Here is a 26,412-nt window from a genome sequence, read left to right as displayed (position 1 = left end):
TCCGATCACGCCGTGACACCGAACAATCGACACAAGGGGAGAAGTCTTGGCTGACAAGCTGAATGAGGGCCGCGTCGCGATCGTGACGGGTGCTGGACAGGGGATCGGGCGGGCGCATGCGCTGGCCTTCGCCGCCGACGGGGCCAAGGTCGTGGTCAACGACTTCGACGCCGACGCAGCGCACGCCGTGGTCGGTGAGATCACCGATGCCGGTGGATCAGCCGTCGCTGGAGTGGCCGATGTCGCCGACTGGGCCGACGGTGCCGCGCTGGTCGAGACCGCGGTGAAGGAGTTCGGTGGCCTCGACATCCTGGTCAACAACGCGGGATTCGTCCGCGACCGGATGCTGGTCGCGATGTCGGAGGACGAGTGGGATGCGGTGATCCGCGTCCATCTCAAGGGGCATTTCGTCACGCTGCACCACGCCGCCGCGTACTGGCGTGCGGAGTCGAAGGCCGGTGAGCAGCGCGCGGCCCGGATCGTCAACACCTCGTCGGGCGCGGGCCTGTTCGGATCGGTGGGGCAGGGGAACTACGTTGCCGCCAAGGCCGGCATCACCGCTCTGACCATTCAGGCGGCCGCGGAGTTGGCCGGCTACGGCGTCACCGCGAACGCGATCGCACCGTCGGCGCGGACCCAGATGACGATGGGTGCGGGCGAGGCGATGGCCGCACAGATGGCCGCGCCTGCAGACGGATCGTTCGACGCCATGGACCCGGCGAACATCTCGCCTCTGGTGGTCTGGCTCGGATCGCCGGAGTCGTCGTCGGTGACCGGACGCGTCTTCGAGGTCGAGGGCGGCAAGATCACCGTGGTCGACGCATTCCAGCGCAGCGCCGAGCAGGACAAGGGATCGCAATGGACGCCGGGTGAACTCGGGCCCGTGGTCGACGAGATCCTGGCGAAGTCGCCGGTCCCGGTACCCGTCTACGGCGCACGGTAGACGTGACACCGACCGCCGGCCCCGAGCGCGAAGCGCAGCTCATCGCGTCGGCGCGGGCCTACGTGGACGCGCTGGTCAGTCACGACCCGTCGGGAGTCGCCCTGCATCCGGATTGCACGCGTACCGAGATGGGCATGAAGACCGGACGCAACGGGGCCCACATCGCCCGCGGGCTCGCACGTGGTCCGCAGTTCCGGCTGATCCATCGCATCAGTGGCTTCACCGCCGAGGTGGACGGGCACATGGTGTCGACGCGATTCTGGGTGCACGTCCGTCCCAAGACCCTCGGCCTCGCCGCGCAGGTGACCGAGTCCTTCGTCGTCGACGAGGACAACAAGATCCGGGCGATCGTGGCTCGGTTCGGGGTGCCCCGACGTAAGTGACGTGCGCCGATCGGGCGCAGCCTTTCGCCGATCGGGCACAGAATTCCGCCGACCGTGCAGTCTTGCTGCCGACCAGCTCTCGCTTGTCGGTGGGGACCGCACGGTCGGCGGGAAACTGCGCACGGTCGGCGCGAAACTGCGCACGGTCGGCGGGAAAGTGCGCCCGATCGGCGGGGGCGGGGCTCAGGCGCTTGGCGCCCGCACCACCATCGGCACGCCGGGGAAGTCCGCCGCCATCTCCGAGCGAGACTTCCGAAGGGCCGCGGTGCCATACCCCTTCTTGCGGTGGTCCGGGTGGATCCAGATCCGGACGTCCACCTCGCCGTTGATGAGTTCGCCGAAGACCAGTCCGACCTTGGTGGTGCCCTCGAGGGCGACCAGCCAGACGGCGTCCTCGTTGTCGACGCGCTCGGTGGCCTTCGCGATCTCGTCGGAAAGGTCACCCGCCGGGCTACCCGAACCGTCGCCCGCGACCTTCAACTCCTCAGTACGGACCTTGAACAGGTCTGCGTCGTCACCGGTGAAGGCGCGCAGTTCCAGCGTGTCGCCACTGCTGGCCGGGCGTTCGGCGAGGGTGAAGGTCAATGCGTTGTTCAGGTCGTCGAGCTCGGCCTGGTTCTTCCGGCGCTCGTCCTTGGTGAGCTGCTCGAGAGACATGCCGAGGATCGCCTCGGCGCCGAGCTTCGACTTGCCGAGCAGCGTGGCGATGGTGGCGACGGCCTCGGCGCGATTCTCGGCGTCGACGATGGCGTCGAGTACTTCGTGGCGGCGCTCCAGAGCGGTCAGGAGGGCGTCGGTGATGTCGCGGCGGGTGGTCGCCAGATCCAGATCGGTCATGCCCATGATCGTAGTTCAGTGGCTGCGCGCGCGTGCGGGAGACGTATCCGTCGACCGGCTGAGAAATGAAACGTGTTCTATGTCGGTGTTGTCGGATTCAATGTCGGCATATCGCCATGTCATAGCGGCAAATATGGGTCCGGTGCTTCCCTTGGTCTGTAACACGTCCTAGTCTTGATGACCATGACTGATGTTCAGGATGCGACGACCGACTTCGACCATCTGCGGGGCGGCACCCACCTCGGCGACCTGCTGGTGGCCGCGTTGGGCCGCCACGCCGACCGCAAGGTGCTGTTCCTCGGGGACACCGAGCTCACCGGACGCGAGATGGCCGACGCGGTCAGTCGCTATCAGCAGGCATTCGAATCGATGGGGGCAGGGACCGGCTCGACCGTCGGACTCCTTGCTCTCAACCGGCCGGAGGTGCTGCTGGTGATCGGTGCCGGGCAGACCCAGGGGTGGCGCCGCACGGCGCTGCACCCACTTGGCTCCCTCGACGACCACGCCTACGTTCTCTCCGATGCCGGGGTGACCACCCTCGTCATCGATCCCGTCCCGATGTTCGTCGAGCGTGCCGCAGCGCTGATGGAGCGTGTCGAGAGCCTCAAGCAGGTGCTGACCCTGGGGCCGGTCCCGGAGGAACTCGCCGCCTACGGCCGTGACGTGATCGCGGAGGCGGCCAACTACCAGCCCAGGCCGCTCGTCGCCGCCGACCTGCCGCCCGAGCACGTCGTCTCGATCACCTACACCGGAGGCACCACCGGCAAGCCGAAGGGCGTCATCGGCACCGCGCGTGCGATGTCGACGATGACGCAGATCCAGCTCTCCGAGTGGGAGTGGCCGGAGAACCCGCGGTTCCTGATGTGCACGCCGCTCTCGCACGCCGGCGCGGCCTTCTTCGTGCCGACGCTCATCAAGGGTGGGTCCATGGTCGTCATGGCCAAGTTCGATCCAGCCGAGGTGTTGCGCGTGATCGAGGAGGAGCGCATCACCGCGACGATGCTGGTGCCGTCGATGCTCTATGCGTTGATGGATCATCCGGACTCCCGCACCCGCGACCTGTCGTCGCTGGAAACCGTGTATTACGGTGCGTCGGCTATCAATCCGGTTCGCCTCGCAGAGGCGATCGATCGCTTCGGTCCGATCTTCGCGCAGTACTACGGGCAGTCCGAGGCGCCGATGGTCATCAGCTACCTCGGCAAGAACGACCACCCGAAGCCCGGCGAGGACACCCGGCGGCTCAGCAGCTGCGGCCGCCCGTCGGCATTCCTGCGGACCGCGCTGCTCGGGCCCGACGACAAGCCGGTCGCCCAGGGCGAGCCCGGCGAGATCTGCGTGGCCGGGCCGTTGCTGGCCGGCGGGTACTGGGGTCTGCCGGAACAGACAGCGGAGACCTTCCGGGACGGCTGGCTGCGTACCGGCGACGTGGCCCGTGAGGACGAGGACGGATTCTGGTACATCGTCGACCGCACCAAGGACATGATCGTCACCGGCGGCTTCAACGTGTTCCCACGTGAGGTGGAAGACGTTGTCGCCGAGCATGCGTCGGTCGGTCAGGTCGGCGTGATCGGGGTTCCCGACGACAAGTGGGGTGAAGCCGTCACCGCCGTCGTGGTGCTGCGCGGGGACGCGGATCAGGGCGACGAGGCCAAGGAGCTCGTGACCAAGGAGATCCAGCAGTCGGTGAAGGACCGCAAGGGCGCGGTGCAGTCGCCGAAGCAGGTCGTCTTCGTCGAGTCGCTTCCGCTGACCGCGCTGGGCAAGCCGGACAAGAAGGCTCTGCGCGCGAAGTTCTGGGAGAACTCGGAGCGCGGGGTCGGCTGAGGGCTGTCATCTTCATCGACCCGCCGGTCGAGTAGTCGCGAGCCGCTAGGCGAGTGACGTATCGAGACCCCGGATGTTGCGGGGTGGTCTCGATACGCACGCTCGTTCCTCGCGGGCTACTCGACCGGCGGGTGGGCACGCTCGTGCCTCGCGGGGTGGGCTACTCGACCGGCGAGCCGTACGAGACGCGCAGTTCCTTGACCCCGTTCAGCCAGCCCGACCGGACACGTTGTGGTTCGGCGATCTTGGACATGTCCGGGACGATGTCGGCAAGGGTGCCGAACATCAGGTTCATCTCGAGCCGGGCGAGGTTGGCGCCGATGCAGAAGTGGGCGCCGTTGCCGCCGAAACTCAGGTGCGGGTTGGGATCTCGCGTGATGTCGAACGTGAACGGGTCGTCGAACACGGTCTCGTCGTAATTGGCCGAGCTGTAGAACAACCCGACGCGCTGCCCGGCGGCGATCGGCACGCCGGCCACCTCGGTGTCGGTGATCGCGGTGCGCTGGAAGCAGTGCACCGGCGTGGCCCAGCGAATGATCTCGTCGACGGTGCTCGCCGGTCGATCGCTGCGGTACCGGGCCCACTGATCGGGATTGTCGAGAAATGCGTTGACGCCGTGCGAGATCGCGTTCCGGGTGGTCTCGTTGCCCGCGATGACGAGCAGGATCACGAAGAAACCGAACTCGAGCTCGCTCAGTGCATGACCGTCGATGTCGGCCTCGACGAGCGTGGTGACGAGGTCGTCGCGGGGATTCTTCCGACGATCCTCGGCCATGGCGTACGCGTAGGCGAGCATCTCGGTGTTGGCGGTGAGCGGGTCGTACTTGGAGTCGGGGTCATCGGGATTGACCATCGAATCGGCGAGGTCGCAGAGACGGTCATGGTCTTCGGCCGGCACGCCGAGGAGACCGAGGATGGCCTGCAGCGGCAGGTGGATTGCGATGTCGTCGACGAAATTCCCGCTGCCCTTCTCGGCTGCGGATGTCACGATCTCGCGTGCCGCCGCCGACAGCGACTCCTCGAGTGACGCCACTGCCCGTGGGGTGAACATGCGGGACACGATCTTGCGCATGCGGGTGTGCTCCGGCGGATCCATGTTGAGCAGAAAGCACCTCGATGCCTCGAGCTGCTCGCGCGTCGCATGTTCGGGAACCCGCATCACCGCGCCCTTGGCCCAGTTCGACCACGTCGCGGTGTCCTTCGAGATCGACCTGATGTCCGAGTGTCGACTGATCACCCAGAACCCGTCGTCGTCGAAATAGGTGGGACCGAGCGCCTGCTTGTTCCACCAGACCGGCGCGGTTGCGCGGCGAACGGCGAACTCGGCCAGCGGTAGACCGCGTTCCAGCAGGTCGGGATCGGTGAAGTCGATGTCCTCGAACTTGCGGGTGGCCGATGCAGTCATGTCGTCCTCGCGGGTCGCGGTAGTGGTCCGAGTGTGGCCCACGTCACTCGAAATTACACCCAATTCGACGATGTATGGTCGCGATGCCGCGCCGCGAGGCGCTCGTGTGACGGCTCAGGAGACCGGGCAGACCCCGTAGCGCACCGGGAGATCCTTCACGCCGTTCAGCCAACCGGAGCGGATGCGCCGCATGTCGCCGACCTTGCTGATGTCCGGCAGGGTGTCGGCGATCGCGGTGAAGATCAGATTGAGCTCGAGCCTGGCGAGGTTGGCCCCGATGCAGAAATGCGGTCCGTTGCCGCCGAATGCGAGATGCGGGTTCGGATCGCGAGTGACGTCGAAGGTGAACGGCGCGTCGAACACGTCCTCGTCGAAATTGGCCGAGCCGTAGAACAACCCGACACGCTCGCCTGCCCGGATCGGCACCCCGCTCACCTCGGTGTCGACCAGGGCGGTGCGTTGGAAAGCGTTCACCGGACTCGACCACCGGAGGATCTCGTCGACGGCGGTACTGGGCCGGTCACGCTTGAAGCGTTCCCACTGCGCGGGGTTCTCCAGAAACGCATTCATCCCGTGTGTGGTCGCGTTGCGGGTGGTCTCGTTGCCCGCCGTGATCAGCAGGATGACGAAGAATCCGAATTCGGCCTCGTCGAGGGCCTCGCCGTCGATATCCGCGTTGACCAGCATCGTGACCACATCGTCGGTCGGGTTCTTGCGCCGTTCCTCGGCGAGGTTGTAGGCGTAGCCGAGCAGTTCGGCATTGGCCATCGTCGGGTCGATCGTCTGGTCCGGATCGTCGGTGTTGATGATGGCGTCGACCAGGACGTGGATCCGTGACCGGTCGGCTTCGGCCACGCCGATCAGATCCAGGATCGCCTGGAGCGGTAGGTGAATGGCGATGTCGTCGACGAAGTTGCCGGTGTTCTTCGCCGCGGCCTCCGTCACGATGTCGCGTGCGTAATCCGTGAGAACCTCGGAGAGCGCGTTCACGGCCTTGGGCGTGAACAGGCGCGAGACGATCTTGCGGAGACGGGTGTGCTCGGGCGGGTCGTGATTGACCAGGAGTGCCTTGGTGAACTCGAGCTGATCGGGGGTCATGTAGTCCGGCAGCCGGATGATGGCACCCTTCGCGTTGGTCGACCAGACATCGCTGCGCTTCGAGATCTCGCGGATGTCGCGATGCTTCGTGATCGCCCAATAGCCGCCGTCGGTGAACACCGAGGTGCCCGGCGCTTGCGCGTTCCACCAGACCGGCGCGGTGCGGCGGAGTTGTGCGAACTCCTCGCGGGGGATGCCCTGCTCGAGCACATCGGGATCGGTGAAGTCATAGCCTTCGCCGAATGGACAGACTCCGCTGGTGGCTGCAGTCATGGGTTCTCCCTGCTCTTTGCCGGCGCGGGTCACGATGGACCACGCGCGGTGTGGCCGATGCCACTACACCATACATCTCAATCTTATGCGTATGGTCGACCGCCCGCGCGACTCGGCGCGACAACAGGCTTGGCAGGTAGGGTCAGTTCCCATGAATCCGGTCCGGATCGCGTCGACGGGTGCAGGCCGATGAGGACGCACGGTTGGGGTGGTCGAGTGCCCCGCAACGACGACGAGGCCACCGCGCGGATTCTCGCCGCCACCCGGACGATCATCGACAGGCGCGGGGCATCGACGAGCATTGCCGATGTCGCCCGTGAACTCGACGTCACGCGGCAGACCGTCTACCGGTACTTCGCGAGCACCGAGGTGTTGCTCTCGGCAACCGCACTCGACGCCGTCGGCGCACTCCTGGATCGGATGACCGAGCGATTGCGCGGGATCACGGCCGCCGACGACGCAGTGGTGGAAGGCGTTGTGGGCGTGCTCGAAGAACTCCGCGACGACGATTACGTCGGGCTACTGCTCCGCGACGACCGGCTCAGCGTGCCGGTCGTCGGTGAGATCACCTCGGAGATCGGCCGCGTCTTCGCGCGGTCGATGGTCGACCGCATGGACGTCGACTGGGCGGGGGCGGGCTACACCGACCGCGATCTCGACGTCGTGGTTGAAATCGTTTTGCGCACACTGCAATCCATGGTCATCGACCCCGGCTCGCCGGGGCGCTCGGCATCGGAGCTCAGGGAGTTCCTGGATGTGTGGATGGGTGCGTCGATACGTGCCCTGGTGGCCGCGCCCCGACGAGAGGCGCGGCCGGACCGGGTCAGCGCGGTTCGCAGATGACGACCGGGATCTTCCGGTCGGTCCACGCCGCATAGGTGTCGAAGTCGGCGTAGAGATCGACGAGTTGCGGCCAGAGATCGTCGCGTTCGGCATCCGACGCCGTACGCGCCCGCAGGTCGAAGGTCTCCTTGCCCACCTGGATGGTCACCTCGGGGTTCGCGACGAGGTTGAGGTACCACGCGGGATTCTTCGGCAACCCGCCCTGCGACGCGACCACCACGAACGAGTCGCCCGTGCGGAGGTAGAGCAACGGTGCCGTCCGGGGTTCACCCGACTTACGTCCGATGGTGGTGAGCAGGCACATCGGGACGGGATTTCGTAGACCGGCGCCGATTCGCCAGGTGTTGCCCAGCCGCCCGCCGGTGGCCTTGTACACCTTCGCATTGAGGCGAGAGCCGACCTTGATCAGCGACGCCACGGCAGGCGAGCTCAGCTGTTTCGGCCGTGCATTGGGATCCATGACCGGCATCAGATGCGTTCGATGATGGTGCCGGTGGACAGTGCACCACCGGCGCACATGGTGATGAGCGCCGTCTGGCCGTCGGTGCGCTCAAGTTCGTGCAGTGCGGTGGTCAGCAGCCGGGAACCGGTGCTGCCCACCGGGTGTCCGAGTGCGATGGCGCCTCCGTTGACGTTCACCTTGTCCATGTCCGCCTTGTGGACCTGGGCCCAGCTGAGCACCACCGAGGCGAAGGCCTCGTTGATCTCGACGAGATCGATGTCCGACAACGCCATTCCCGACTTGGCGAGTACGCGTTCGGTCGATTGGACCGGCCCGTCGAGGTGAAAGTGGGGCTCGGCGCCGACGAGGGCCTGGGCCTTGATCCGTGCACGGGGCGTCAGGCCAAGCGCCCGGGCCTTCGCCTCGTCCATGATGAGAACCGCGGCGGCGCCGTCGGAGATCTGCGACGACGTGCCCGCGGTATGGATGCCGCCGTCGAGGACCGGCTTGAGTCCGGCCAGCGACTCCAGGGTGGTCTCCCGCAGGCCTTGATCCCGGCTGACGTCGAGGACGTTCCCGGTGAGCTCGCCCTCCTTGGTGCGCTCCGGCGCCTTGAGTGCCAACACCTCACGGTCGAACCGTCCCTCGTCCCACGCCTGCTTGGCGAGCCGTTGGCTGCGCTCGCCGAGGGCGTCCACGTCGGCCCGGGTGATGCCGCGTCGTGCTGCGATGCGCTCGGCCGCCTCGAACTGGTTCGGCATGTCGACCGCCCAGGAATCCGCGTGATACGGACCGGCGTCGGTGCCGACGTTCGCTCCGAGGGGGACCATCGACATCATCTCGATTCCGCACGCGATGCCCACGTCGATCGCATCGGTGGCGATGAGTCCCGCGATGAGGTGGTTGGCCTGCTGCGCCGACCCGCACTGGCAGTCGATGGTGGTGGCGCCTGCGTGCTCCGGAAGACCCGCCGACAACCATGCCTTGCGGGTGATGTTGCCCGCCTGCGCCCCGGCCTGGGTCACACAGCCGCCGATCACCTGCTCGACGATGCCCGGATCGATGCCGGCCTTGGCGATCAGGCCGCTCTGCGCGAGCCCCAAGAGCTCCTCGGCATGCAGGCCGGACAACCACCCGGCTCGCTTGCCGATCGGCGTCCGCGCTGCCTCGACGATAACCGGCACACCCATGCCAAACTCCTCTTCAGGTCTGTTCTACTTCGACCTCCTCAAAGTAGAACAAGTTCCTATTCGCGTCTACGGCCGGGCGCCTTGTGGCCACAGCGGTGGTCAGAACGCGTTCTGCCGGAAGGGTGTTGGGTGGTCGCGGGCAGGATGTCTGCCCGCTCTGACCTCGTGACCGGCCCCTCGTCCTCGATGTTGCAATGAATATTGGTAGCATTTTCCCACCTCGCGGGCCTGTCCGGCGAGCAAAACTAGAACAAGTTCTCGTTGGGGACTGTCTTTTGGGTCACAGTGTGCTCTAATGGGATTGAAACAGGTTCTAATCTCACAGCGAGGTGGTGTGACGTGACCCAGGCTCAGGGTGCGACAGCCGGCGCCGATATCGGGGGCGCTGCGGCGAATAGTTCGTTCATGGAGGAGGAAGGCTGGGACTTCACCAGCCCGTTCCTTCTGGAGAAGGGGATTCCGGTCCAGGAATTCGCTCAACTCCGCAAGACGGCTCCGGTGTGGTGGAATGCCCAGCTTCCGGGGAAGGGTGGGGGCTTCCACGACGGCGGGTACTGGGTGATCTCCAAGCACGCCCATATCCGGGAGATCTCGAAGAACAACGATGACTGGTCGACCGCAAAGGACGGCGTCATCATGCGGTTCGAAGACGACATGACCCAGGAGCAGCTCGACGTCACCAAGGCGCTGCTGATCAACCACGATCCGCCGGATCACACCCGCCTGCGCAAGCTGGTGTCGAAGGCCTTCACCCCGCGTGCCGTGCAGGCGCTCGAGGACAAGCTCGACACCGCGGCCCGCACCATCGTCGGCAAGGCCGCCGAGAAGGGTACGGGAGACTTCGTCGAGGACGTCGCCGTCGATCTGCCGCTGCTGGCGATCGCCGACCTGCTCGGCGTTCCCGAGGTGGACCGCGAGAAGCTGTTCGACTGGTCGAACGCGATGATGAACTACGACGACCCGGACTTCGAGGCGGACCCGCAGATGGCCTCCGCCGAGATCCTCGGTTACGGCTACAACATGGCCGAGGAGCGTCGGAAGAATCCGGTCGAGGACATCGTCTCGACGCTGGTGAATGCCGACATCGACGGCCAGAGCCTCGACGAGGCCGAGTTCGGATTCTTCTTCATCCTGCTCACGGTCGCCGGCAACGAGACCACGCGTAACGCGATCAGCCACGGCATGAACGCCTTCCTCGAGCACCCCGACCAGTGGGAGCTGTTCAAGAAGGAGCGGCCTGCCACCGCCGTCGACGAGATCGTCCGGTGGGCGACTCCGGTGAACACCTTCCAGCGCACGGCCAAGCGCGACACCCAGATCGGTGGGGTCGACATCAAGGAGGGCCAGCGCGTCGGCATGTTCTACGGCTCGGCGAACTACGACGAGGACGTCTTCGAGGATCCGTTCACGTTCAACATCCTGCGCGATCCCAATCCGCACGTCGGCTTCGGCGGCAACGGTGCGCACTTCTGCATCGGCGCGAACCTCGCCCGCATGGAGATCAACCTGATGTTCAACGCGCTGGCCGACCTGGTCCCGGACATCAGCCGCCTCGAGTCCCCGCGTCGTCTCCGTCACGGATGGATCAACGGTGTCAAGGAACTCCGGGTCGACTACGGCGTCAAATGACGGCACAGGAGACCGGACTCAACGACTCGCCCGCCTACCTCAACATCGACCGCGAGAATCATCCCGCGGTCGTGGCGGGTCGGCGATCACGTGAACTGGTCGCGGCACGCGACAAGCAGGCGTGGTTGGACAACTTCGCCGCTGAGGGGTCGGTGGAGGATCCGGTCGGGCCGTCGATGTTCGATCCCGAAGGTAAGGGATTCCACGGTCATGAAGAGATCGCGGAGTTCTGGGACAAGTCGATCGCGACCACGGAGAGCATCGAGTTCGTCTTCGACGACGAGATCATCTGTGGCAATGAGGTCGCCTACGTCGGCAAGATCGTCACCCACATTGCCGGGCACGTCTCCGAGGCGCACGGGGTGTTCACCTACCGTGCCGACGCCGACGGGAAACTGAGTGCGCTGCGGGCCTTCTGGGAAGTCGAGAAGACGATCAAGTCGGTCCGGCCTGCCTGAGGCGGACGCCACTTTTCCACCCCATCTCTTGTTTTCCACCTCGTCTCGGACGAAGGTAGATGACGAGAGGTGGGGTGGATTCGTTTTACCGCATTGCCCCACACCAGCTGCTGCGAAGGTGGAGCAATGCGTGCAATCGAGCGTATCCGTGGTTACGTCAACGCCTTTGGGTCGTCGAAGCGACATCGTGGTGACCTGGCCGGGTGGCTCGGGCGCCGACCGCAACTACTCGCGGCCACCGGCGTCTACGAATCGGCGCTGCTGTTCAGCAACCGCCTCGACCCGAAGCTCAAAGAACTCGCAGAGCTGAAGACCGCTGGTCTCGTCAGTTGCGAGTTCTGTCTCGACATCGGGTCTGCGCTGGCACGCGGCGCCGGGGTCACCGAGCAGCAGATGCGCGACCTCCCGAATTTCCGGACGAGCGATGCCTACACGGATCTGGAGAAATCGGTACTCGCTTACGCCGAGGCGATGACGGTGACGCCGGCCGTCGGCGACGACCTGGCGGAACTGCGGGATCAGCTGTCCCGCGAGCTGTCGAAGGGTCAGATCGCCGAACTCGCGGCGACCATCGCGTGGGAGAACCAGCGTGCGCGGCTCAACCAGTCGCTCGGCGTCCGCCCGACGGGTATGTCCGACGGTGCGGCGTGCGCGCTGCCGGAGCCGAGGGTCTGACCTCTTTCACGCCGACAGCAACACGAATTTCGCCGACAGCAACCGCTCAGATGAGTGAAGCGGTTGCTGTCGGCGAAAGGTCGGTTGCTGTCGACGAAATTCGTGTTGCTGTCGGCGGGTGCCCGGGTCAGTGAGCGGGCTTGTCCGCGCCCACCAGCCACATCGAGAAGTACTGCGATCCACCGCCATACGCGTGGCCGAGCGCCTTGCGGGCGTCGGGCACCTGATGATCGCCCGCCTTGTTCATCACCTGGATGGCGGCCTCGGCGAAGCGGATCATGCCCGACGCGCCGATCGGGTTCGACGAGAGCACGCCACCGGATGCGTTGACCGGCAGCTGCCCGCCGATCTCGGTCTCGCCTGCCTCGGTGAGCTTCCAGCCCTCGCCCTCGCCGACGAACCCGAGATTCTCCAGCCACATCGGTTCGAACCAGGAGAACGGCACGTAGATCTCGGCCGCGTCGATCTCCTGGAGTGGATTGCTGATCCCGCCCGACTTCCACAGCGCCGCGGCCGCATCGCGGCCGGCCTGCGGGCTCACGACGTTGCGGTGGGCGTAGGAGAGCGGTTCGGTGCGCATCGCCGTGGCGTGAATCCAGGCCACCGGATCACCCGCGGTGACGGCGTCGTCGGCGGCCTGCTCGTCGCCGATCACCACTGCACACGCGCCGTCCGACGACGGGCACGTCTCGTCGTAACGGATGGGGTCCCACAGCATCTGGGACTCCATCACCTTCTCCTTGGTGATGTCGGCCTGCTGCAGGTGGGCCAGTGGGTTCTTGGAGCCGTTGCGCCGGTCCTTGGCCGCGACGATGGCGCCGATATGTGACGGCGCACCGGACTGCCGGATGTAGGACCGGACGTGCGGCGCGAAGAAGCCGCCCGCACCCGCGCCGACCGGCTTGGTGAACGGAACCGGGATCGACAACGCCCACATGGCATTCGACTCGGACTGCTTCTCCCAGGCGACGGCGAGGACCCGCCGGTGAACACCGGCGAACACCAGGGACGCGGCGACGTTGGCGGTGGAGCCGCCCACCGAACCGGCGGTGTGGACACGGATCATCCGCTTGCCCACCGCACCGATGGCCTCGGCCATCGCCAGTTCGGGCATCATCGAGCCCTCGAACAGGTCGGGCGCCTTGCCGATCACGATCGCATCGATGTCGTCGATGGAGACCTTCGCGTCCGCCAGGGCGGCGTCGATGGCCTCGCGGCACATGCCCGCCATCGTCACGTCGTGGCGCTTGGCGACGTACTTGGTCTGGCCGGTGCCCAGGACCGCTGCGCGATTGTTGTGTGCCATCAGTTCTCGTCTCCCGCATTCTCGTCTGCGCTCAGGGTGACCACCATGTTCTGCTGCAACAGCGGCCCGCTCGTCGCGTGTGCCAGCGCGGTCTCTGCCTGGCCGGTCAGGATCTCGTGGGCGGCGTAGCCAACCCGCTGAAGCCCCGCCGAGAACAGTGAGTTCCCCGTGAGTGCGCCACCGGACGGATTGATCCGCACCGAATCGGGCAGGCCGATCGCGTTGCGCACGATCAGTTCCTGATGCGTGAACGGCGCATGGATCTCGGCCACGTCGACCGCCCGCGTGCGATGACGGAAGGCCGTGTCGGCGGCGAGCGACGTCGACGGTGAGACGGTCAGATCTCGCGCTCCGAAGTTCGGTGTGTCGATGCGGTGATCCCACCCGGTGATGAATGCCGGGTTGGCGACGAGCTCGCGGGCCCGTCGTTCGCTCGCGATGATCACGGCCGCGGCGGCATCGGTGTACGGCGCGATGTCATGGGCGCGAAGCGGATCGGCGACGAGGTCGGCCGAGAGCAGGTCGTCGACCGATGAGCCGGTGGTGCGCGCTGCGACCGCGGCCATGTCGGCCTCGGTCCAGGCGCCCGAGTCGATGCCGGCACGGGCCTGCAGGGCGCCGAGTGAGCGCGCATCGGGCCACAGCGGCCCCACGGTGTATGGGTCGGTCTGCAGGGCGAGGGTCTGATCCATGTTGCCCGCGGTGGATTTGCCGAAGCCGTAGGCGAGTGCGAGGTCGACCTCGCCGGTGGCGATCTTCACCCACGCCTCGTACAGCGCCCACGCGGCGTCCATCTCGACATGTGACTCGTTGATCGGCGGCATGGCCCCGATGGAGTCGATTGCGGAGATGAACGAGAATGCGCGGCCGGCAAGGTAATCGGACGATCCGCTGCACCAGAACTCGATGTCGGTGCGGGAGATGCCGATGTCGGCGTACAGCTTCTGGAAACAGGGGATCAGCATTTCGACACCGTTGGTGGTGCCATGGGTCCCGACGATGTTCGGGCTGTGCGCGAACCCGATGATCGCAATCCGGGGGAGTGTCACAAGAGCTCCTAGTTCTTCAGAGAAGAAGTGTCAGATGATCGATCAGAGGTGATCGCGGTAGGTCTCGTACTCGGCATCGGGCTCACCGGTCGGAGCGAAGTGGCTGATGTTGCCGATCGAATGATCCCATTCGTCCTCCGGAAGCCAGACGGCCTTGACACGCATGCCCATTCGGACGTCGTCGGCCGCACAGTCCAGGATGAGGTGTAGGAACGGGATGTCCGAACCGTCGAGCAAGACGTAGGCGGCCACGTACGGGGGTTTGATCCGCTGTCCCTGGAACGGCACGTTGACGATGCAGAACGTCGTGACGATCCCGGTGTTGCCCAACTCCACCCGCTCGGCCGCCGCGGCCCCGTCGGCCGGACTGACCTTGCGGGGCGGGAAGTACACGCGTCCCTCGTCGACGCCGGAGCCGATCCGGGAACCGTAGAGTTTGCCTGCCTTGAGTCCCTCGAGATACCAGGACTCCTCTTCGGTTGCGGAGTGCGCGATCTCGGTGGTGATCGGCGTCTTCATGACCACGAGGTCGCCCTCGGGAGTCTCGGCCTCGTTGGCGGGAGCGGCATCCCCGGACTCGCCGGGAGCGAAGTATGCGATGTCGTCGATCCGGCCGATCCGAGCCGGACGCCAGACCGCGTGCACCCGAAGGCCGGTCGAGATGTCGCCGGGGGAATCGACGGCGACCACGTGCAGCAAGGACGTGTCGGCGCCGTCGAGCTTGATGAGCGCCCAGGCGAACGGCTTGTCCAGAGGCTGGGGTTCGAGCGGTTCCTGCTGCCATGACCAGGAGACGACGGTGCCGGTCGGGGCGACGTCGACCAACTCGGTGGTCGGGGCGCCGCCGGCAGGATCGAACTCGACGGGCGGGACCGAGACGGTGCCGCCGCTGCTCTTCGAGCCCACGATGCGACCGTCGCGCAACGCGAGTGCGAACTGACTCAGTACCGGCCCCAGCGAACGCGTGTATTCGAACGAGTTCTTCAGGGGAGCGGTGAGGATCGGGGACTCCGGCTCGGGTACCGCCGCGACGGGGCTGGCCGGGGCCGGACGGGGTGCTGTTGTGCTGGTGCTCACGCATCGAGTAGAACACGTTCTAGTATTGAGGCACAAGGTGCATGTCACAGACTCGGACCCGCCGTGGCCGGGGCGACGTTGGAGGACGCCAGATGAAGCTCGGACTACAGCTCGGATATTGGGGGCAGGGGCCCATCGACAACGCGCCCGCGTTGATCGCGGCAGCCGAGGAAGCAGGCTTCGAGGCGGTCTTCACGGCCGAATCGTGGGGTTCGGACGCCTACACGCCGCTCGCGTGGTGGGGTGCGGCGACGGAGCGTATCAAGCTGGGTACCTCGGTGGCCCAACTGTCCGCGCGGCCGCCGACCTCGCTGGCGATGCACGCGTTGACGCTCGACCATCTGTCGGGCGGACGCCACATCGTGGGGCTCGGGGTGTCGGGACCACAGGTCGTCGAGGGTTGGTACGGCCAGCCGTTCACGAAGCCCCTCGCCAGAACGCGAGAGTACGTGCAGGTCGTGCGGGATGTGCTGGCTCGCGAGGCCCCGGTGCGCAACCCGGGGCCGCACTACCCGCTCCCGTACCCGGTCGACGCGCCCGGATCGAGCGGACTGGGCAAGTCGCTCAAACCGATCACCCATCCGCTGCGCGCGGACATCCCGATCTGGCTCGGGGCAGAGGGGCCGAAGAACGTCGCCCAGACCGCGGAGATCGCCGACGGCTGGCTGGCGATCTTCTACAGTCTGCGTCTGGCCGACCAGTACGAGGAATGGCTGGCCGAAGGATTCGGGCGGCCGGGTGCGCGGCGCAGTCGTGACGACTTCGAGGTGGCGGCGACCGCTCAGGTGGTCATCACCGACGACGTCGCCGCCGCGATCGAGCGGTACCGGCCGTCGACGGCGCTCTACGTCGGTGGGATGGGGGCCAAGGAGAAGAACTTTCACGCGGAGCTCTATCGCCGGATGGGGTACGGCGACGCGGTCGACGAGATCGGCGCGTTGTTCCGTGCAGGCAAGAAGGCCGAGGCGATGGCTGCGGTGCCGGACGAGATGGTCCGGGAGACGATGATCGTCGGGACCGCTGACGAGGTCCGCGCCCAGATCAAGCAGTGGGAGGCGGCCGGGGTCAGCATGCTCCTGGTGACGGCTCGAGATACCGGGACGATCGCCGAGCTCGCCACTCTCGTCTGATCTGCGGAGCAGGACCTTGCGAAATATGTTGGGCATCAAGGTGATTTGCCGCCGACGCGCAGTGTCGGAGGGCGTCAGGGCGGCCAGGTCGGGGGCCGACCACACATTACGTGGCTACACTGTCCAGTCATGATCGACCAGGAGAGACCGGTGCCGGCACACGGACGAAACGGCTCCGCGCCGGACGATGACGCCGAAGCGATCGATCGCATCGTGCAAGTCGCAGGCGATCTCATCGAAGGTGGCGAGTCGGTCAGCATCCGACGTGTGGCGCAGCGCTCCGGGGGTGACCCGCGAGACCGTCTACCGCTACTTCTCGAGCGCGGATTCGGTTGTGTTGGCGGCGGCCGAATCGGCGGCGGCGGCGTTCCTTCTGGAACTCTCGACGGCGTTGCGTGAGACCGCATGCCCGGTCGACGCGGTGGTCGAGGGGATCGCCATCACGATCGAGCAACTGCGTGCCGACCAACGTTTCGCCCTGCTGTTCAACGCCACCGGCAGATCTCGGTATCTCGACGAGGTCACCTCGCCGGAGGCCATCGGACTCGGGCGATCGATCCTCGACGAGGTCGGCGTGGATTGGCGTGTCCAGGGTTGGAGCGACGCTGATCTCGACGAATTGGTCGAGTTCATGTTGCGGACTTTGCAATCCTTCATCGTCGATCCCGGCGAGCCGCCCCGGACGGGGGAGAGTCTGCGGTGCTACCTGCGCCGTTGGGTCGCACCGGCCGTCGCGGTCGGAGCGGATGCGGCGAGCAGGCGCTGACGTCGCAAATGTCCACCCATGGGCGGATTGACATCCGTTGTCGGCGCGCGCATCGTCGAACCGTGGGCAGGAAACTGAAGAACGATTGGTCGGGGCAGTCATTTCCGCACGCCGGCCGGCGCAAACCCTTCATCGGCGATCTCGGCGTGTCCGACCCTCGACATCCCCTGCTGAGTCTTCTCGAGTGGGGAGCCGACCTCGGGCCGATCTACGAGATGCGAATCTTCCGGCAGAACTTCGTGTTCGTCTCGAATGTCGCGCTTGCGGCCGAATTGTGCGACGAGTCGCGCTTCTGCAAGGCGCTACCGCCTGCCATCACCGCACTCCGCCAGTACGCAGGCGACGGTCTGTTCACCGCCCATAACGACGAGCCGAATTGGCAGCTCGCACATGAACTCCTGATGCCGGCCTTCACGAAGTCGGCCATGCAGTCGTATCACCCGACGATGCTGGAGACGGCCGGGGAGCTGTTCGACTACTGGGACCGGCAGAGCGGACCGGTGGACGTCACCCGGTCGATGACCAAGCTGACCATGGAGACGCTCAGCCGTGCCGCGTTCAGTCACGACTTCGGTTCGTTCACCACGTCGCAGCCGCATCCGTTCGTGGGGGCGATGATCCGTGCGCTGGAGACGGGCCGGCGCAAGGGGGGACTGTTGACCGCGCCGGGTGGTCGGTTGCTCGGACGCTACCTGGACCATCGCAACGCCGACCAGCAGGCATATGTGGATCGGCTCCTCGACGACCTGATAGCCGAACGCACCGGGTCGTCCGATCAGCACGATCTGCTCGGGATCATGCTGAACGTGTCGCATCCGGAAACCGGAGAGCGGCTGTCTCCGTTGAACATCCGTTATCAGATCCTGACCTTCCTGGTGGCGGGACACGAAACCACCTCGGGTGCATTGTCATTCACCCTCTACTACCTGTCCCGGAATCCGGAGGTGCTGGCGGCAGCGCAGCGTGAGGCCGATGAGATCCTCGGCGCCGATCCTCGCGCGACGCCGACCTTCGGGCAGGTGCCGAAATTCCGCTACATCCGCCGATGTCTCGACGAGGCGCTCCGGATCTGGCCCACGGTGCCTGCGTTCGCACGGAGCCCGCGGTCGGAGGCGATGCTCGCGGATCGGTACCGGATGCGGCCGGAGGACTGGGCGGTGATCGTGCTCGGTCAAGTGCACCGCGATCCTGCCGTCTGGGAGAACCCCGACGTCTACGATCCGGATCGGTTCCTACCGGCGAACGTCAAACAACGTCCCGCGCACAGTTACAAACCCTTCGGCAGCGGCCTGCGGGCGTGCATCGGCCGGCAGTTCGCGATCCACGAGGCGGTATTGGTCCTGGCGTGCCTGCTTCATCGGTACGACCTGACCGGCGATCCCGACTACGAACTCGCCGTCGACGAACGGCTCACGATGGTGCCGCGGGACTTCGAGCTCGGTCTCGAGCCGCGAAGGCAGTTGGCGCTCAACACATGATTTCGTAGCAATAATCCGCGTGTGCCGCGGATTATTGCTACGAAATCGTCTCATTCGCCGGTGAAGACCGGCTTCTCCTTGTTGGCGAAGGCCTTCGGGCCGATCTTGGCGTCCTTGCTCTTGAAGACCGAGATGCCGAGCTTGGACTCGATCTCGAAGGCGTCGAGCTCGTGCATGCCCTCGGTGTCGCGCATGGTCTTGAGGATCGCCTGGACCGCGAGCGGGCCGTTGGCCGCGATGGTGTCGGCGATCTCGAGTGCCTTGTCGAGCGCCGAACCGTCGGGCACCACATATCCGATGAGGCCGTACTCCTTGGCCTCGGCGGCGGTGATGTGCCTGCCGGTCAGAAGGAGATCCGCCGCGATGGTGTACGGGATCTGACGCGGCAGTCGAACTGCGCTGCCGCCGAGCGGGAACAACCCCCAGCGAGCCTCGGCGACACCGAATTTGGCCTTCTCGCCGGCCACCCGGATGTCGGTGCCCTGCAGGATCTCCGTACCGCCTGCGATGGCGGCCCCCTCGACGGCGGCGATCAACGGCTTGGTGAGACGGCGGCCCTTGAGCAGGGCGGGCAGGCTCGCCGGATTCCACGAACCCGAATCGGCGGTGTCGCCGGGGGAGTTCTGGTTCATCGCCTTGAGGTCCATGCCCGCACAGAAGGCGCCGCCGGCACCCGTCAGGACGGCCACCCGGATATCCGGATCGTTGTCGACCTGATCCCAGGCCTCGACCATGATCCGCATCATCTCGGCCGACAGCGCGTTACGTGCCTCCGGACGATTCATCGTCACGATCAGAACGTGTCCGCGCTTCTCGACGAGGCAGTCCGGCCCTCGGTCGGTGGTGGTGTCGGAACCGGCAAATGTCGTCATCGTCGTCCCTCGCGAATCCAGTACGTGATTGCTGCTTGCCCAAAACGATAACACGTTCTAATTTTGATGCCATGGCCTATACGATTGCCGACCTCATCGAGCATGCGGTCGATCTCATGCCCGAACGAACAGCCCTCGTCTCGGGTGACGAGTCCCGGACCTATACCGAACTGGAGGCGCGGTCCAACGCGCTCGCCCACAAGCTTCGTGATCTCGGCGTGCAGCCGGGCGACCGGGTGGGGCTGTACAGCAGGAACACCATCGAATCCGTCGAGGCGATGGTCGCCATCTTCAAGGCCCGCGCGGTGATGGTCAACGTCAATTTCCGCTACGTGGAGGCGGAGCTCGAGCACATCTTCACCGACTCGGGGATGTCGGTGCTGATCCACGAGCGCCAGTACTGCGAGCGCGTGTGCAACACGTTGCCCAACTCTCCGTCGATCACGAACCGGATCGTGATCGAGGACGGGACCGACGCGGACCTCTCCTGCGCGGGTTACGGCGACGCGATCCGTTACGAGGACGCCATCGCCGAGTCGTCGGCGGATCGGGATTTCGAGGATCGCTCCGAGGACGACCTGTACATGCTCTACACCGGCGGCACCACCGGCAAGCCGAAGGGTGTGGTGTGGCGCCAGGAAGATGTCTGGCGTGTTCTCGGCGGGGGCATCGACTGGTACACAAGCGAACCCGTGGCGGACGAATGGCAGCTGGCCCGTGCGGGCGCCGACGGTGGCCAGCTGGTGCGTTTCCCGATACCGCCGTTCATCCACGGTGGCTCGCAGTGGGCGGTGTTCCAGGCACTGTTCGGCGGCGGGAAAGCCGTTGTCTACCCGGACTTCAGCGGCCCGGCCGCGTGGGAGGCCGTGCAGCGGCACGGGGTCAACGTCATCTTCATCACCGGAGATGCCATGGGGCGGCCGATGATCGAGGCGCTCGATCAGAAGGACGACTACGACCTCTCCAGCGTGGTGTCGGTCGCGTCGTCGGCCTGCCTGTTCTCGCCGAGCATCAAGGAGCAGTTCCTCGACCGTTTCCCCAATGCGGTGATCATCGACGCGATCGGGTCGTCGGAGACCGGTTTCGGTGGGCTGGGCGTGGTCGCCAAGGACACGCCGCACACCGGCGGACCACGCGTGAACGCCGACAGCGAGACCCACGTCCTGCGCGAGGACGGGACGCCGGTAGAACCGGGCAGCGGAGAGGTCGGGGTGTTGGCGCGGTCCGGGCACATCCCGCTGCGCTATCACAACGATCCGGAGAAGTCGGCGAAGACCTTTAGGGAGTTCAACGGCGTTCGGTATTCACTTCCCGGCGACTCGGCCCAGCTCGAGGCCGACGGCAGCATCACGATGCTGGGTCGCGGTTCGGTGTCCATCAACACCGGCGGCGAGAAGGTGTTCCCCGAGGAGGTGGAGGGCGCTCTGAAGGCCCATCCGGACGTGTTCGACACCGTCGTCGTCGGTGTTCCCGACGACCGGTTCGGTCAGCGGGTGGCCGCGGTGATCGCTACCCGCGGCGATGCGCGTCCCACGCTGGCCGACCTCAACGACGTCGTCCGCAAGGAACTCGCCGGGTACAAGTGTCCCCGCAGTGTGTGGTTCGTCGACGAGATCAAGCGATCGCCTGCGGGCAAGCCCGACTACCGGTGGGGTGCCGGAATCACCCAGGAACGTCCCGTAGATGAGGCGCTCGGCGCCCCGGAGAAGAGCTGACATGCGCACCGAACTCGCCGATCGATTCGGCATCGAATACCCGATCTTCGGGTTCACCCCGAGCCAGGACGTGGCGGCCGCGATCAGTCGTGCGGGTGGCCTCGGCGTCCTCGGTTGTGTCCGCTTCAACGACGCCGAGGAACTCGACGAGGTCCTCGAGTGGATGCACGAGAACACCGACGGCAAGCCGTTCGGCGTCGATATCGTGATGCCCGCGAAGATCCCGACCGAGGGCAGCAAGGTCGACCTCGATTCGATGATCTCGCCGGAGCATCGTGCCTTCGTCGAGCGCACCCTCGACGACCTGGGCGTCCCGCCGCTGCCGAACGGCGAGCGGGTGGACGCCGGCGTGCTGGGGTGGCTGCACTCGGTGGCCCGGTCCCACGTGGACATCGCGATGGAGCACACGCGTAAGTACGGTCAGATCAAGTTGATCGCCAACGCACTCGGCTCGCCGCCCGCCGATGTGATCCAGACGTCGCACGACAACGGCGTGCTGGTGGCGGCCCTGGCCGGCGCCAAAGAGCATGCGCTGCATCACGTGGAGGCCGGCGTCGACATCGTCATCGCGCAAGGCTACGAGGGTGGCGGACACACCGGCGAGGTCACCTCGATGATCCTGTGGCCGGAACTCGTTGATGCCGTGCAGGATTCGGCGCCGGTGCTCGCCGCCGGCGGTGTGGGCAGCGGTCGTCAGATCGCCGCCGCGATCGCGCTCGGCGCGCAGGGCGTGTGGATGGGGACCTACTGGCTCACCGCCGCCGAATACAAACTGGGTATGGAGCCCGACGCCGACGGGCCGTCGACAGTCCAGAAGGCGCTGCTGAAGGCGACGTCGCGCGACACCGTGCGTCGTCGGATCTACTCGGGCAAGCCCGCACGGCTGCTGAAGACCAAGTGGACCGACGCCTGGGATGCGCCCGGCGCGCCAGACCCGCTGCCCATGCCGTTGCAGAACCTGCTCGTCGCGGAGGCGCATGCACGGATCTCCGCGGCCGACGATCCGGATGTCGTCGCGATGCCTGCCGGTCAGATCGTCGGACGATGCAACGAGATCACCCCCGTCGCCGAGATGATCGCGGGACTGGTGAGCGAGTACGAGCAGGCGGTCGGACGGATGAATGCGACGCTGACGTCGCCGGTTGCCTGACGGCACTCGCTCGTAGACACGGAGAACTCCCACAAACACGGTATGCATTGCGTGTTTGTGGGAGTTTTGCGTGTTGTCAGGCGGCGATCCCTTCGCGCTCGAGCCATTCGCGGACCATCGGAACGACCCGGTGGTGTCGGAGGTCGGCCCACACCCAGCGGATCACCATGACGCCGAGGCGTCGGAGGGCGTCTTCGCGTTCCTTCTCGCGGCGCATGGCGTCGAACGGGGTCTCCCCGGCGCGGAGATGCCGTTCGTATTTCTTCATGCCGTCGAACTCCGCGGCGAGCTTGCCCACCCAGTCGTAGTCGGTTCGCGCTACGAAGTCGCCGTTCGTGTCGAAGAACTCGTGTTGGAGGCGCGGCACCGGTAGGCCGGCCGCGATGATCTGGGCGCGCCCCCACGATTCACCCGCGTTCTCCGCGCCCGCGTCAGCATGGTCGAGTGCCAGGCGTGCCTGGGTGACCCCCCGGCGACGGCTCTCGAGAAGTTCGCCGAGAACTTCGGGGTCGGCACCTCGTCGTAGGGCAGAGTCGAGGACTGCCAAGGCCTGCGCGAACCCGCCGCCACACGCCACGTCGATCGCCGTTCGTTCGAGCGAGGTCACCGCGAGGCCGTCGATTGTGGTCACGTCGGCTGGATCGAGGTGGCCCGAGTGGAGGTGCCGCTGCTTCTCGACCCGTCCACCGGTCCGGAGTCCGGTGACGAAATGAACTCGATCCAACTGAGGTTTCAGGAGCGACAGGTTGTGTTGTAGCGCCGCCGATTCATGGCTGAGCGCAAAGTTGCCGCCGCTGAGATCGAAGGCAGCCGACGAGCGCAGGCGATGACGTTGCTCGGGGTCCGACGGTAGATCTGCGGTCGCGACGAATGCGCCGGGCCAGATCTTGGCGAGATGTTTGTCGCTCACCGCGCGTGCGAGCTGGTTGTCGGTGAAGCCCTGTGCGAGGGCGTCGCGACGAAAGGTGATCCGGTTACGGCCGGTGGGGAAATCATGCATGAAGATTGGACGCACCAGCCGCTCGATCGGGTCCGTCGAGAATTCTGTGCTACCAGAACTCCCACAAACACGGTATGCATCGCGTGTTTGTGGGAGTTCTCTGTGTGCGGGTCAGCTGGGGGTGCCCGCTGCGGACCGGTAGCGATGACCGTCGCGGACCCAGGTGGGAGGTGCCTGGTCGTCGCGGAGGGTGCGTTTGACGGTCTTGAAGGTCGCCGTGTCCGGCAGGGTGTCGGTCACCCGGACCCGGTGCGGCCATTGCTTCGGCCCCAGATCGCTTTGTGTCTCGAGAAATTCGGTGAAGCCATCGGAATCGAGGGCCTCGTCGTCGACCACGAGGACCGCTTCGATCTCGTCGCCGATCTCGACCGGCACCCCGTAGACCGCGACCTGCCGGATCCGTTCGTGGCGCAACAGGATGCGCTCGATCGGCCCGGTACCGAGATTCTCACCGTCCACACGGAGCCAGTCGCCGAGACGACCGGCGAAGTGGAGATAGCCGTCGTCGTCGACCCAGGCAAGGTCTCCGGTGTGGTAGACACCGCCGCGGAGGCGCTCTGACGATGCATCCGGGTCGTTGTAGTACCCGCTGAAGAGTCCAGGACCGGAGGAGTTGACGATCTCGCCGATCTCTCCGGTGGCCACCGGATCGCCGGTCTGCGGATCGATCAGCGCGGTCGGGGCACGGAGCGGGCCCAACGCATCGGGGGGAGTGTCCGGCGTCCGCGTGATTGCGACACCGCCCTCGGTGGAGCCGAATCCGTCGACGACGCGGCACCCGAACCGCTCGGCAAACCGAACCCGGTCCCGCGCGGACGCCTCGTTGCCGTACATGATGCGGAGCGTATTGGCCGCGTCGTCGGGTCGCTGCGGCGTGGACAGGATGTAGTTGAGCGGCTTGCCGACGTAGTTCGCGAAGGTGACGCCGTGACGACGGACGTCGGGAAGAAAACCACTGGCAGAGAATCGATCACGGAGTGCGATCGACGCGCCGCCGGCAAGTGCGACCGACCAGCCGGCGATCACGGCGTTGGAATGGAACATCGGCATCGCCAGATACACGACGTCGTCGCGACCGATCTCGAATCGCTCCGCGAGCATCCGGCCGCTCTCGGCGAACTTTCGCTGTGTGCACCGGACGGCCTTCGGGTCGCCGGTGGTGCCGGAGGTGAAGATCAGCATCATCAGGTCGTCAGGGGCCGGGGCGTGGTCTCGATACGCCGCTCCTTCGTCGCGGCCCTCCTGCTGATCGAGTAGCGGCGAACGGAGTGAGTCGCGTATCGAGATCACCCAGCGCTCATCATCGACGTCGATCACCGGCACGTCATCGAGGTCCACGTCATCGAGCAGATGTCGTGTCCGGTTGTCCGTCAACACGATCTGGCAGTCCGCACGGGTGATATCGGCGGCCAGTCCCGCGCCGCGCCTGGTGGTGTTCAGCCCGACGAGGACGAACGCACCCATCGCCGCGGCGCCGAGGAGGTAGCTGAACTCGGGGGAGTTCTCCATGAGCACGCCGACGTGCGGTGGCCGATCTGCGGGCAACAGATTTCGAAGAACGTCACCCCGCGCGTTCGACGCGGCCACGTGGGACCGCCACGAGACGAACTCGTCGTCGTGGAGAAGCCCGCGATCATCGACCTCGGAGAGCGCGGACAGCAGTTCCGCGAGGGTCACACCGGTGTGTCGGCGAGCACGGCGCCGATCGATGCGAGTACGACCGGAGACGAACCTAGGGTGAACTCGTTCTGCTTGGCGCGCAAGAAGTATCGATGCACCGGGTGACTCGTGTCCAGACCGACACCACCATGGACGTGCACGGTGGTGTGGGCAACGCGGTGGCCTGCCTCGGTCGCCCAGAACTTGGCGGTGTTGATCGCGGTCCGCAGGTCCGTCTCGGTGCCGGTCGGGGCATCGCCGTGCAGGTTCGCGAGCATCCACGCCGCCTGGGTGGTGGTGAGCGAGAGGCCCTGTGAGTCGATGTACCCGTCGGCGAGGCGCTGCGCCACAGCCTGGAAGGAGCCGATGGCGCGACCGAACTGCTCCCGTTCGCGCGCGTACTCAGCAGTGAGTTCAAGTGCACGAGAGACGATTCCGGATTGTTCCGCACAGATCGCCATGGTCAGGCGATCGGCGATGTCATGAATCGCGGTGACGCCGCCGTCCAGCACGCGATCGGCGTCGACGGTCACGTCGGTGAGGTCGATCTGGCCGGTGGGGATCCTGCCCGTCGACGAAGTGGCGGTGATCTCCACTCCGGGATCGTCGGCGGGCACGACGACGGCGACCGGACCGTCGGGCCCGATCGCATTGACCACGAACGTGTTCGCGACGCCCGCATAGGGCACATTGACCTTGGTGCCGGTGAGGGTGAGACGGTCGCCTGCCCGTGTCACGCCGGTGATCGGTGCCGTCACGTCGGTGCCGAGGTCCTCCTCGAACGCGACAGTGACGACGATGTCTCCGCCGGCTCCCGGGACGACGACGGACTCGCGCAGCGTGGCGGTGCCCCGGGTCGCGATGACAGGGAGCGCGGCGCAGGCGTGTGCGGTGAACGGGACGCGGGCGAGGACCCGGCCGAGTTCTTCGGCGACGAGAGAGTTCTCGATCGCGGACAAGTCGCCGCCGCGCTCACCTGCGAGCTCGGTCGACAGCTCCAGGCCGAGCAGGCCGGCGGCGCCCAGTTCGCGCCAGAGGTCGGCGTCGATCGATGCGTCGGCGGTCTCGAGGTCGGCCACCCGCTCGGGCGTGCTGATCTTGGTGGCGATGTCGCGTGCGAGCCCGCGGACGTCCTCGCCGGATTCGGGAAGTGTGAAATCCATTGTTCGTGCGCTGCTTTCGGTGGTGGGTGGTGGTCTCGATACGCCGC

Annotated in this window: 24 protein-coding genes; 12 read left to right on the top strand and 12 right to left on the bottom strand. The window is 66.1% G+C overall.

From position 1 onward, the window contains the following. The first annotated feature begins 46 nt into the window (after nucleotides 1-46). Together OVA31_RS06605 and OVA31_RS06600 are read left to right on the top strand one after the other, a co-directional pair. Nucleotides 47-943: an SDR family oxidoreductase gene (locus tag OVA31_RS06605; protein ID WP_267630299.1), complete on the top strand. Its 897-nt coding sequence runs from the start codon at nucleotides 47-49 to the stop codon at nucleotides 941-943. Between the two features lie 2 nt (nucleotides 944-945). Beyond that, nucleotides 946-1,326, top strand: a complete 381-nt coding sequence (locus tag OVA31_RS06600; RefSeq protein ID WP_267630298.1) for a hypothetical protein — start codon at nucleotides 946-948, stop codon at nucleotides 1,324-1,326. 183 nt (nucleotides 1,327-1,509) lie between these two features. Here OVA31_RS06600 and OVA31_RS06595 read toward each other — a convergent pair whose 3' ends face one another. Then, nucleotides 1,510-2,163 (bottom strand): GNAT family N-acetyltransferase, encoded by a 654-nt coding sequence (locus tag OVA31_RS06595; RefSeq protein ID WP_267630297.1) that lies wholly within the window; start codon nucleotides 2,161-2,163, stop codon nucleotides 1,510-1,512. Between the two features lie 183 nt (nucleotides 2,164-2,346). On the opposite strand from OVA31_RS06595, the gene fadD8 reads away from it, so the two are divergent. Then, nucleotides 2,347-3,987 (top strand): fatty-acid--CoA ligase FadD8, encoded by a 1,641-nt coding sequence (gene fadD8 / locus OVA31_RS06590; RefSeq protein ID WP_267630296.1) that lies wholly within the window; start codon nucleotides 2,347-2,349, stop codon nucleotides 3,985-3,987. Between the two features lie 160 nt (nucleotides 3,988-4,147). Here fadD8 and OVA31_RS06585 read toward each other — a convergent pair whose 3' ends face one another. Then, nucleotides 4,148-5,392 (bottom strand): cytochrome P450, encoded by a 1,245-nt coding sequence (locus OVA31_RS06585; RefSeq protein WP_267630295.1) that lies wholly within the window; start codon nucleotides 5,390-5,392, stop codon nucleotides 4,148-4,150. 114 nt (nucleotides 5,393-5,506) lie between these two features. Next, nucleotides 5,507-6,763, bottom strand: a complete 1,257-nt coding sequence (locus tag OVA31_RS06580; RefSeq protein WP_267630294.1) for a cytochrome P450 — start codon at nucleotides 6,761-6,763, stop codon at nucleotides 5,507-5,509. Nucleotides 6,764-6,952: 189 nt separating this feature from the next. Between OVA31_RS06580 and OVA31_RS06575 the strand changes: the two genes are divergently transcribed. Then, nucleotides 6,953-7,606 (top strand): TetR/AcrR family transcriptional regulator, encoded by a 654-nt coding sequence (locus OVA31_RS06575; RefSeq protein WP_267630293.1) that lies wholly within the window; start codon nucleotides 6,953-6,955, stop codon nucleotides 7,604-7,606. Here the strand turns inward: OVA31_RS06575 and OVA31_RS06570 are convergent. Both OVA31_RS06570 and OVA31_RS06565 read right to left on the bottom strand, forming a co-directional pair. Then, entirely contained in the window at nucleotides 7,587-8,075 is a 489-nt protein-coding gene (locus OVA31_RS06570) for a nitroreductase family deazaflavin-dependent oxidoreductase (RefSeq protein ID WP_267630292.1), read from the bottom strand. The genes OVA31_RS06575 and OVA31_RS06570 overlap by 20 nt on opposite strands. Next, complete coding sequence (locus tag OVA31_RS06565; protein ID WP_267630291.1) at nucleotides 8,075-9,238, bottom strand: steroid 3-ketoacyl-CoA thiolase; 1,164 nt, start codon at nucleotides 9,236-9,238, stop codon at nucleotides 8,075-8,077. The genes OVA31_RS06570 and OVA31_RS06565 overlap by 1 nt, the downstream gene beginning before the upstream one ends. Before the next feature lie 339 nt (nucleotides 9,239-9,577). Between OVA31_RS06565 and OVA31_RS06560 the strand changes: the two genes are divergently transcribed. The 3 genes from OVA31_RS06560 (at nucleotide 9,578) to OVA31_RS06550 (ending at nucleotide 12,000) form a co-directional block, all read left to right on the top strand. Further along, entirely contained in the window at nucleotides 9,578-10,867 is a 1,290-nt protein-coding gene (locus OVA31_RS06560; RefSeq protein ID WP_420714148.1) for a cytochrome P450, read from the top strand. Then, on the top strand, nucleotides 10,864-11,325 hold the full coding sequence (locus tag OVA31_RS06555; RefSeq protein ID WP_267630290.1) for a nuclear transport factor 2 family protein: 462 nt from the start codon (nucleotides 10,864-10,866) through the stop codon (nucleotides 11,323-11,325). Before OVA31_RS06560 ends, OVA31_RS06555 begins: the two co-directional genes overlap by 4 nt. Nucleotides 11,326-11,451: 126 nt before the next feature. Beyond that, a complete protein-coding gene (locus tag OVA31_RS06550; protein ID WP_267630289.1) occupies nucleotides 11,452-12,000 on the top strand; it encodes a carboxymuconolactone decarboxylase family protein in 549 nt (182 codons plus the stop codon). Between the two features lie 127 nt (nucleotides 12,001-12,127). Here OVA31_RS06550 and OVA31_RS06545 read toward each other — a convergent pair whose 3' ends face one another. From OVA31_RS06545 to OVA31_RS06535, 3 genes are read right to left on the bottom strand one after another with little or no spacing between them, the layout of a single operon-like run. Beyond that, on the bottom strand, nucleotides 12,128-13,306 hold the full coding sequence (locus OVA31_RS06545) for a thiolase domain-containing protein (RefSeq protein WP_267630288.1): 1,179 nt from the start codon (nucleotides 13,304-13,306) through the stop codon (nucleotides 12,128-12,130). Continuing rightward, the gene (locus OVA31_RS06540) at nucleotides 13,306-14,355 is read right to left on the bottom strand and encodes a thiolase domain-containing protein (protein WP_267630287.1); all 1,050 of its coding nucleotides are present in this window, start codon (nucleotides 14,353-14,355) and stop codon (nucleotides 13,306-13,308) included. The genes OVA31_RS06545 and OVA31_RS06540 overlap by 1 nt, the downstream gene beginning before the upstream one ends. Before the next feature lie 42 nt (nucleotides 14,356-14,397). Then, entirely contained in the window at nucleotides 14,398-15,432 is a 1,035-nt protein-coding gene (locus OVA31_RS06535) for a Zn-ribbon domain-containing OB-fold protein (protein ID WP_267630286.1), read from the bottom strand. A gap of 92 nt (nucleotides 15,433-15,524) precedes the next feature. On the opposite strand from OVA31_RS06535, the gene OVA31_RS06530 reads away from it, so the two are divergent. The 3 genes from OVA31_RS06530 (at nucleotide 15,525) to OVA31_RS06520 (ending at nucleotide 18,806) form a co-directional block, all read left to right on the top strand. Then, nucleotides 15,525-16,562 (top strand): LLM class F420-dependent oxidoreductase, encoded by a 1,038-nt coding sequence (locus tag OVA31_RS06530; protein WP_267630285.1) that lies wholly within the window; start codon nucleotides 15,525-15,527, stop codon nucleotides 16,560-16,562. 286 nt (nucleotides 16,563-16,848) lie between these two features. Further along, on the top strand, nucleotides 16,849-17,328 hold the full coding sequence (locus OVA31_RS06525; RefSeq protein ID WP_267630284.1) for a TetR family transcriptional regulator: 480 nt from the start codon (nucleotides 16,849-16,851) through the stop codon (nucleotides 17,326-17,328). 62 nt (nucleotides 17,329-17,390) lie between these two features. Further along, nucleotides 17,391-18,806 (top strand): cytochrome P450, encoded by a 1,416-nt coding sequence (locus OVA31_RS06520; RefSeq protein ID WP_267630283.1) that lies wholly within the window; start codon nucleotides 17,391-17,393, stop codon nucleotides 18,804-18,806. A 50-nt stretch (nucleotides 18,807-18,856) separates the two neighbouring features. Here the strand turns inward: OVA31_RS06520 and OVA31_RS06515 are convergent, their stop codons facing one another. Beyond that, nucleotides 18,857-19,678 carry a crotonase/enoyl-CoA hydratase family protein gene (locus tag OVA31_RS06515; RefSeq protein ID WP_267630282.1) on the bottom strand — a complete coding sequence of 274 codons (822 nt, stop codon included), beginning with the start codon at nucleotides 19,676-19,678 and terminating at the stop codon, nucleotides 18,857-18,859. Between the two features lie 71 nt (nucleotides 19,679-19,749). Here OVA31_RS06515 and OVA31_RS06510 point away from each other — a divergent pair, with 71 nt between their 5' ends. Both OVA31_RS06510 and OVA31_RS06505 read left to right on the top strand, forming a co-directional pair. After that, nucleotides 19,750-21,393: an acyl-CoA synthetase gene (locus tag OVA31_RS06510; RefSeq protein WP_267630281.1), complete on the top strand. Its 1,644-nt coding sequence runs from the start codon at nucleotides 19,750-19,752 to the stop codon at nucleotides 21,391-21,393. A gap of 1 nt (nucleotide 21,394) precedes the next feature. Beyond that, entirely contained in the window at nucleotides 21,395-22,543 is a 1,149-nt protein-coding gene (locus tag OVA31_RS06505) for an NAD(P)H-dependent flavin oxidoreductase (RefSeq protein ID WP_267630280.1), read from the top strand. A 76-nt stretch (nucleotides 22,544-22,619) separates the two neighbouring features. Here OVA31_RS06505 and OVA31_RS06500 read toward each other — a convergent pair whose 3' ends face one another. The 3 genes from OVA31_RS06500 to OVA31_RS06490 all read right to left on the bottom strand — a co-directional run bounded on the left by OVA31_RS06500 (nucleotide 22,620) and on the right by OVA31_RS06490 (nucleotide 26,365). Then, nucleotides 22,620-23,558, bottom strand: coding sequence for a hypothetical protein (locus tag OVA31_RS06500; RefSeq protein WP_324290193.1), 939 nt, complete (start codon nucleotides 23,556-23,558; stop codon nucleotides 22,620-22,622). Between the two features lie 96 nt (nucleotides 23,559-23,654). Then, complete coding sequence (locus tag OVA31_RS06495; RefSeq protein WP_267630279.1) at nucleotides 23,655-25,220, bottom strand: long-chain-fatty-acid--CoA ligase; 1,566 nt, start codon at nucleotides 25,218-25,220, stop codon at nucleotides 23,655-23,657. After that, nucleotides 25,217-26,365: an acyl-CoA dehydrogenase family protein gene (locus OVA31_RS06490; protein ID WP_267630278.1), complete on the bottom strand. Its 1,149-nt coding sequence runs from the start codon at nucleotides 26,363-26,365 to the stop codon at nucleotides 25,217-25,219. The genes OVA31_RS06495 and OVA31_RS06490 overlap by 4 nt, the downstream gene beginning before the upstream one ends. Nucleotides 26,366-26,412: the final 47 nt, after the last annotated feature.

The organism is Gordonia sp. SL306 (genome assembly GCF_026625785.1).
Lineage (GTDB): Bacteria > Actinomycetota > Actinomycetes > Mycobacteriales > Mycobacteriaceae > Gordonia.
This window is presented reverse-complemented; position numbering and strand designations above follow the sequence as displayed.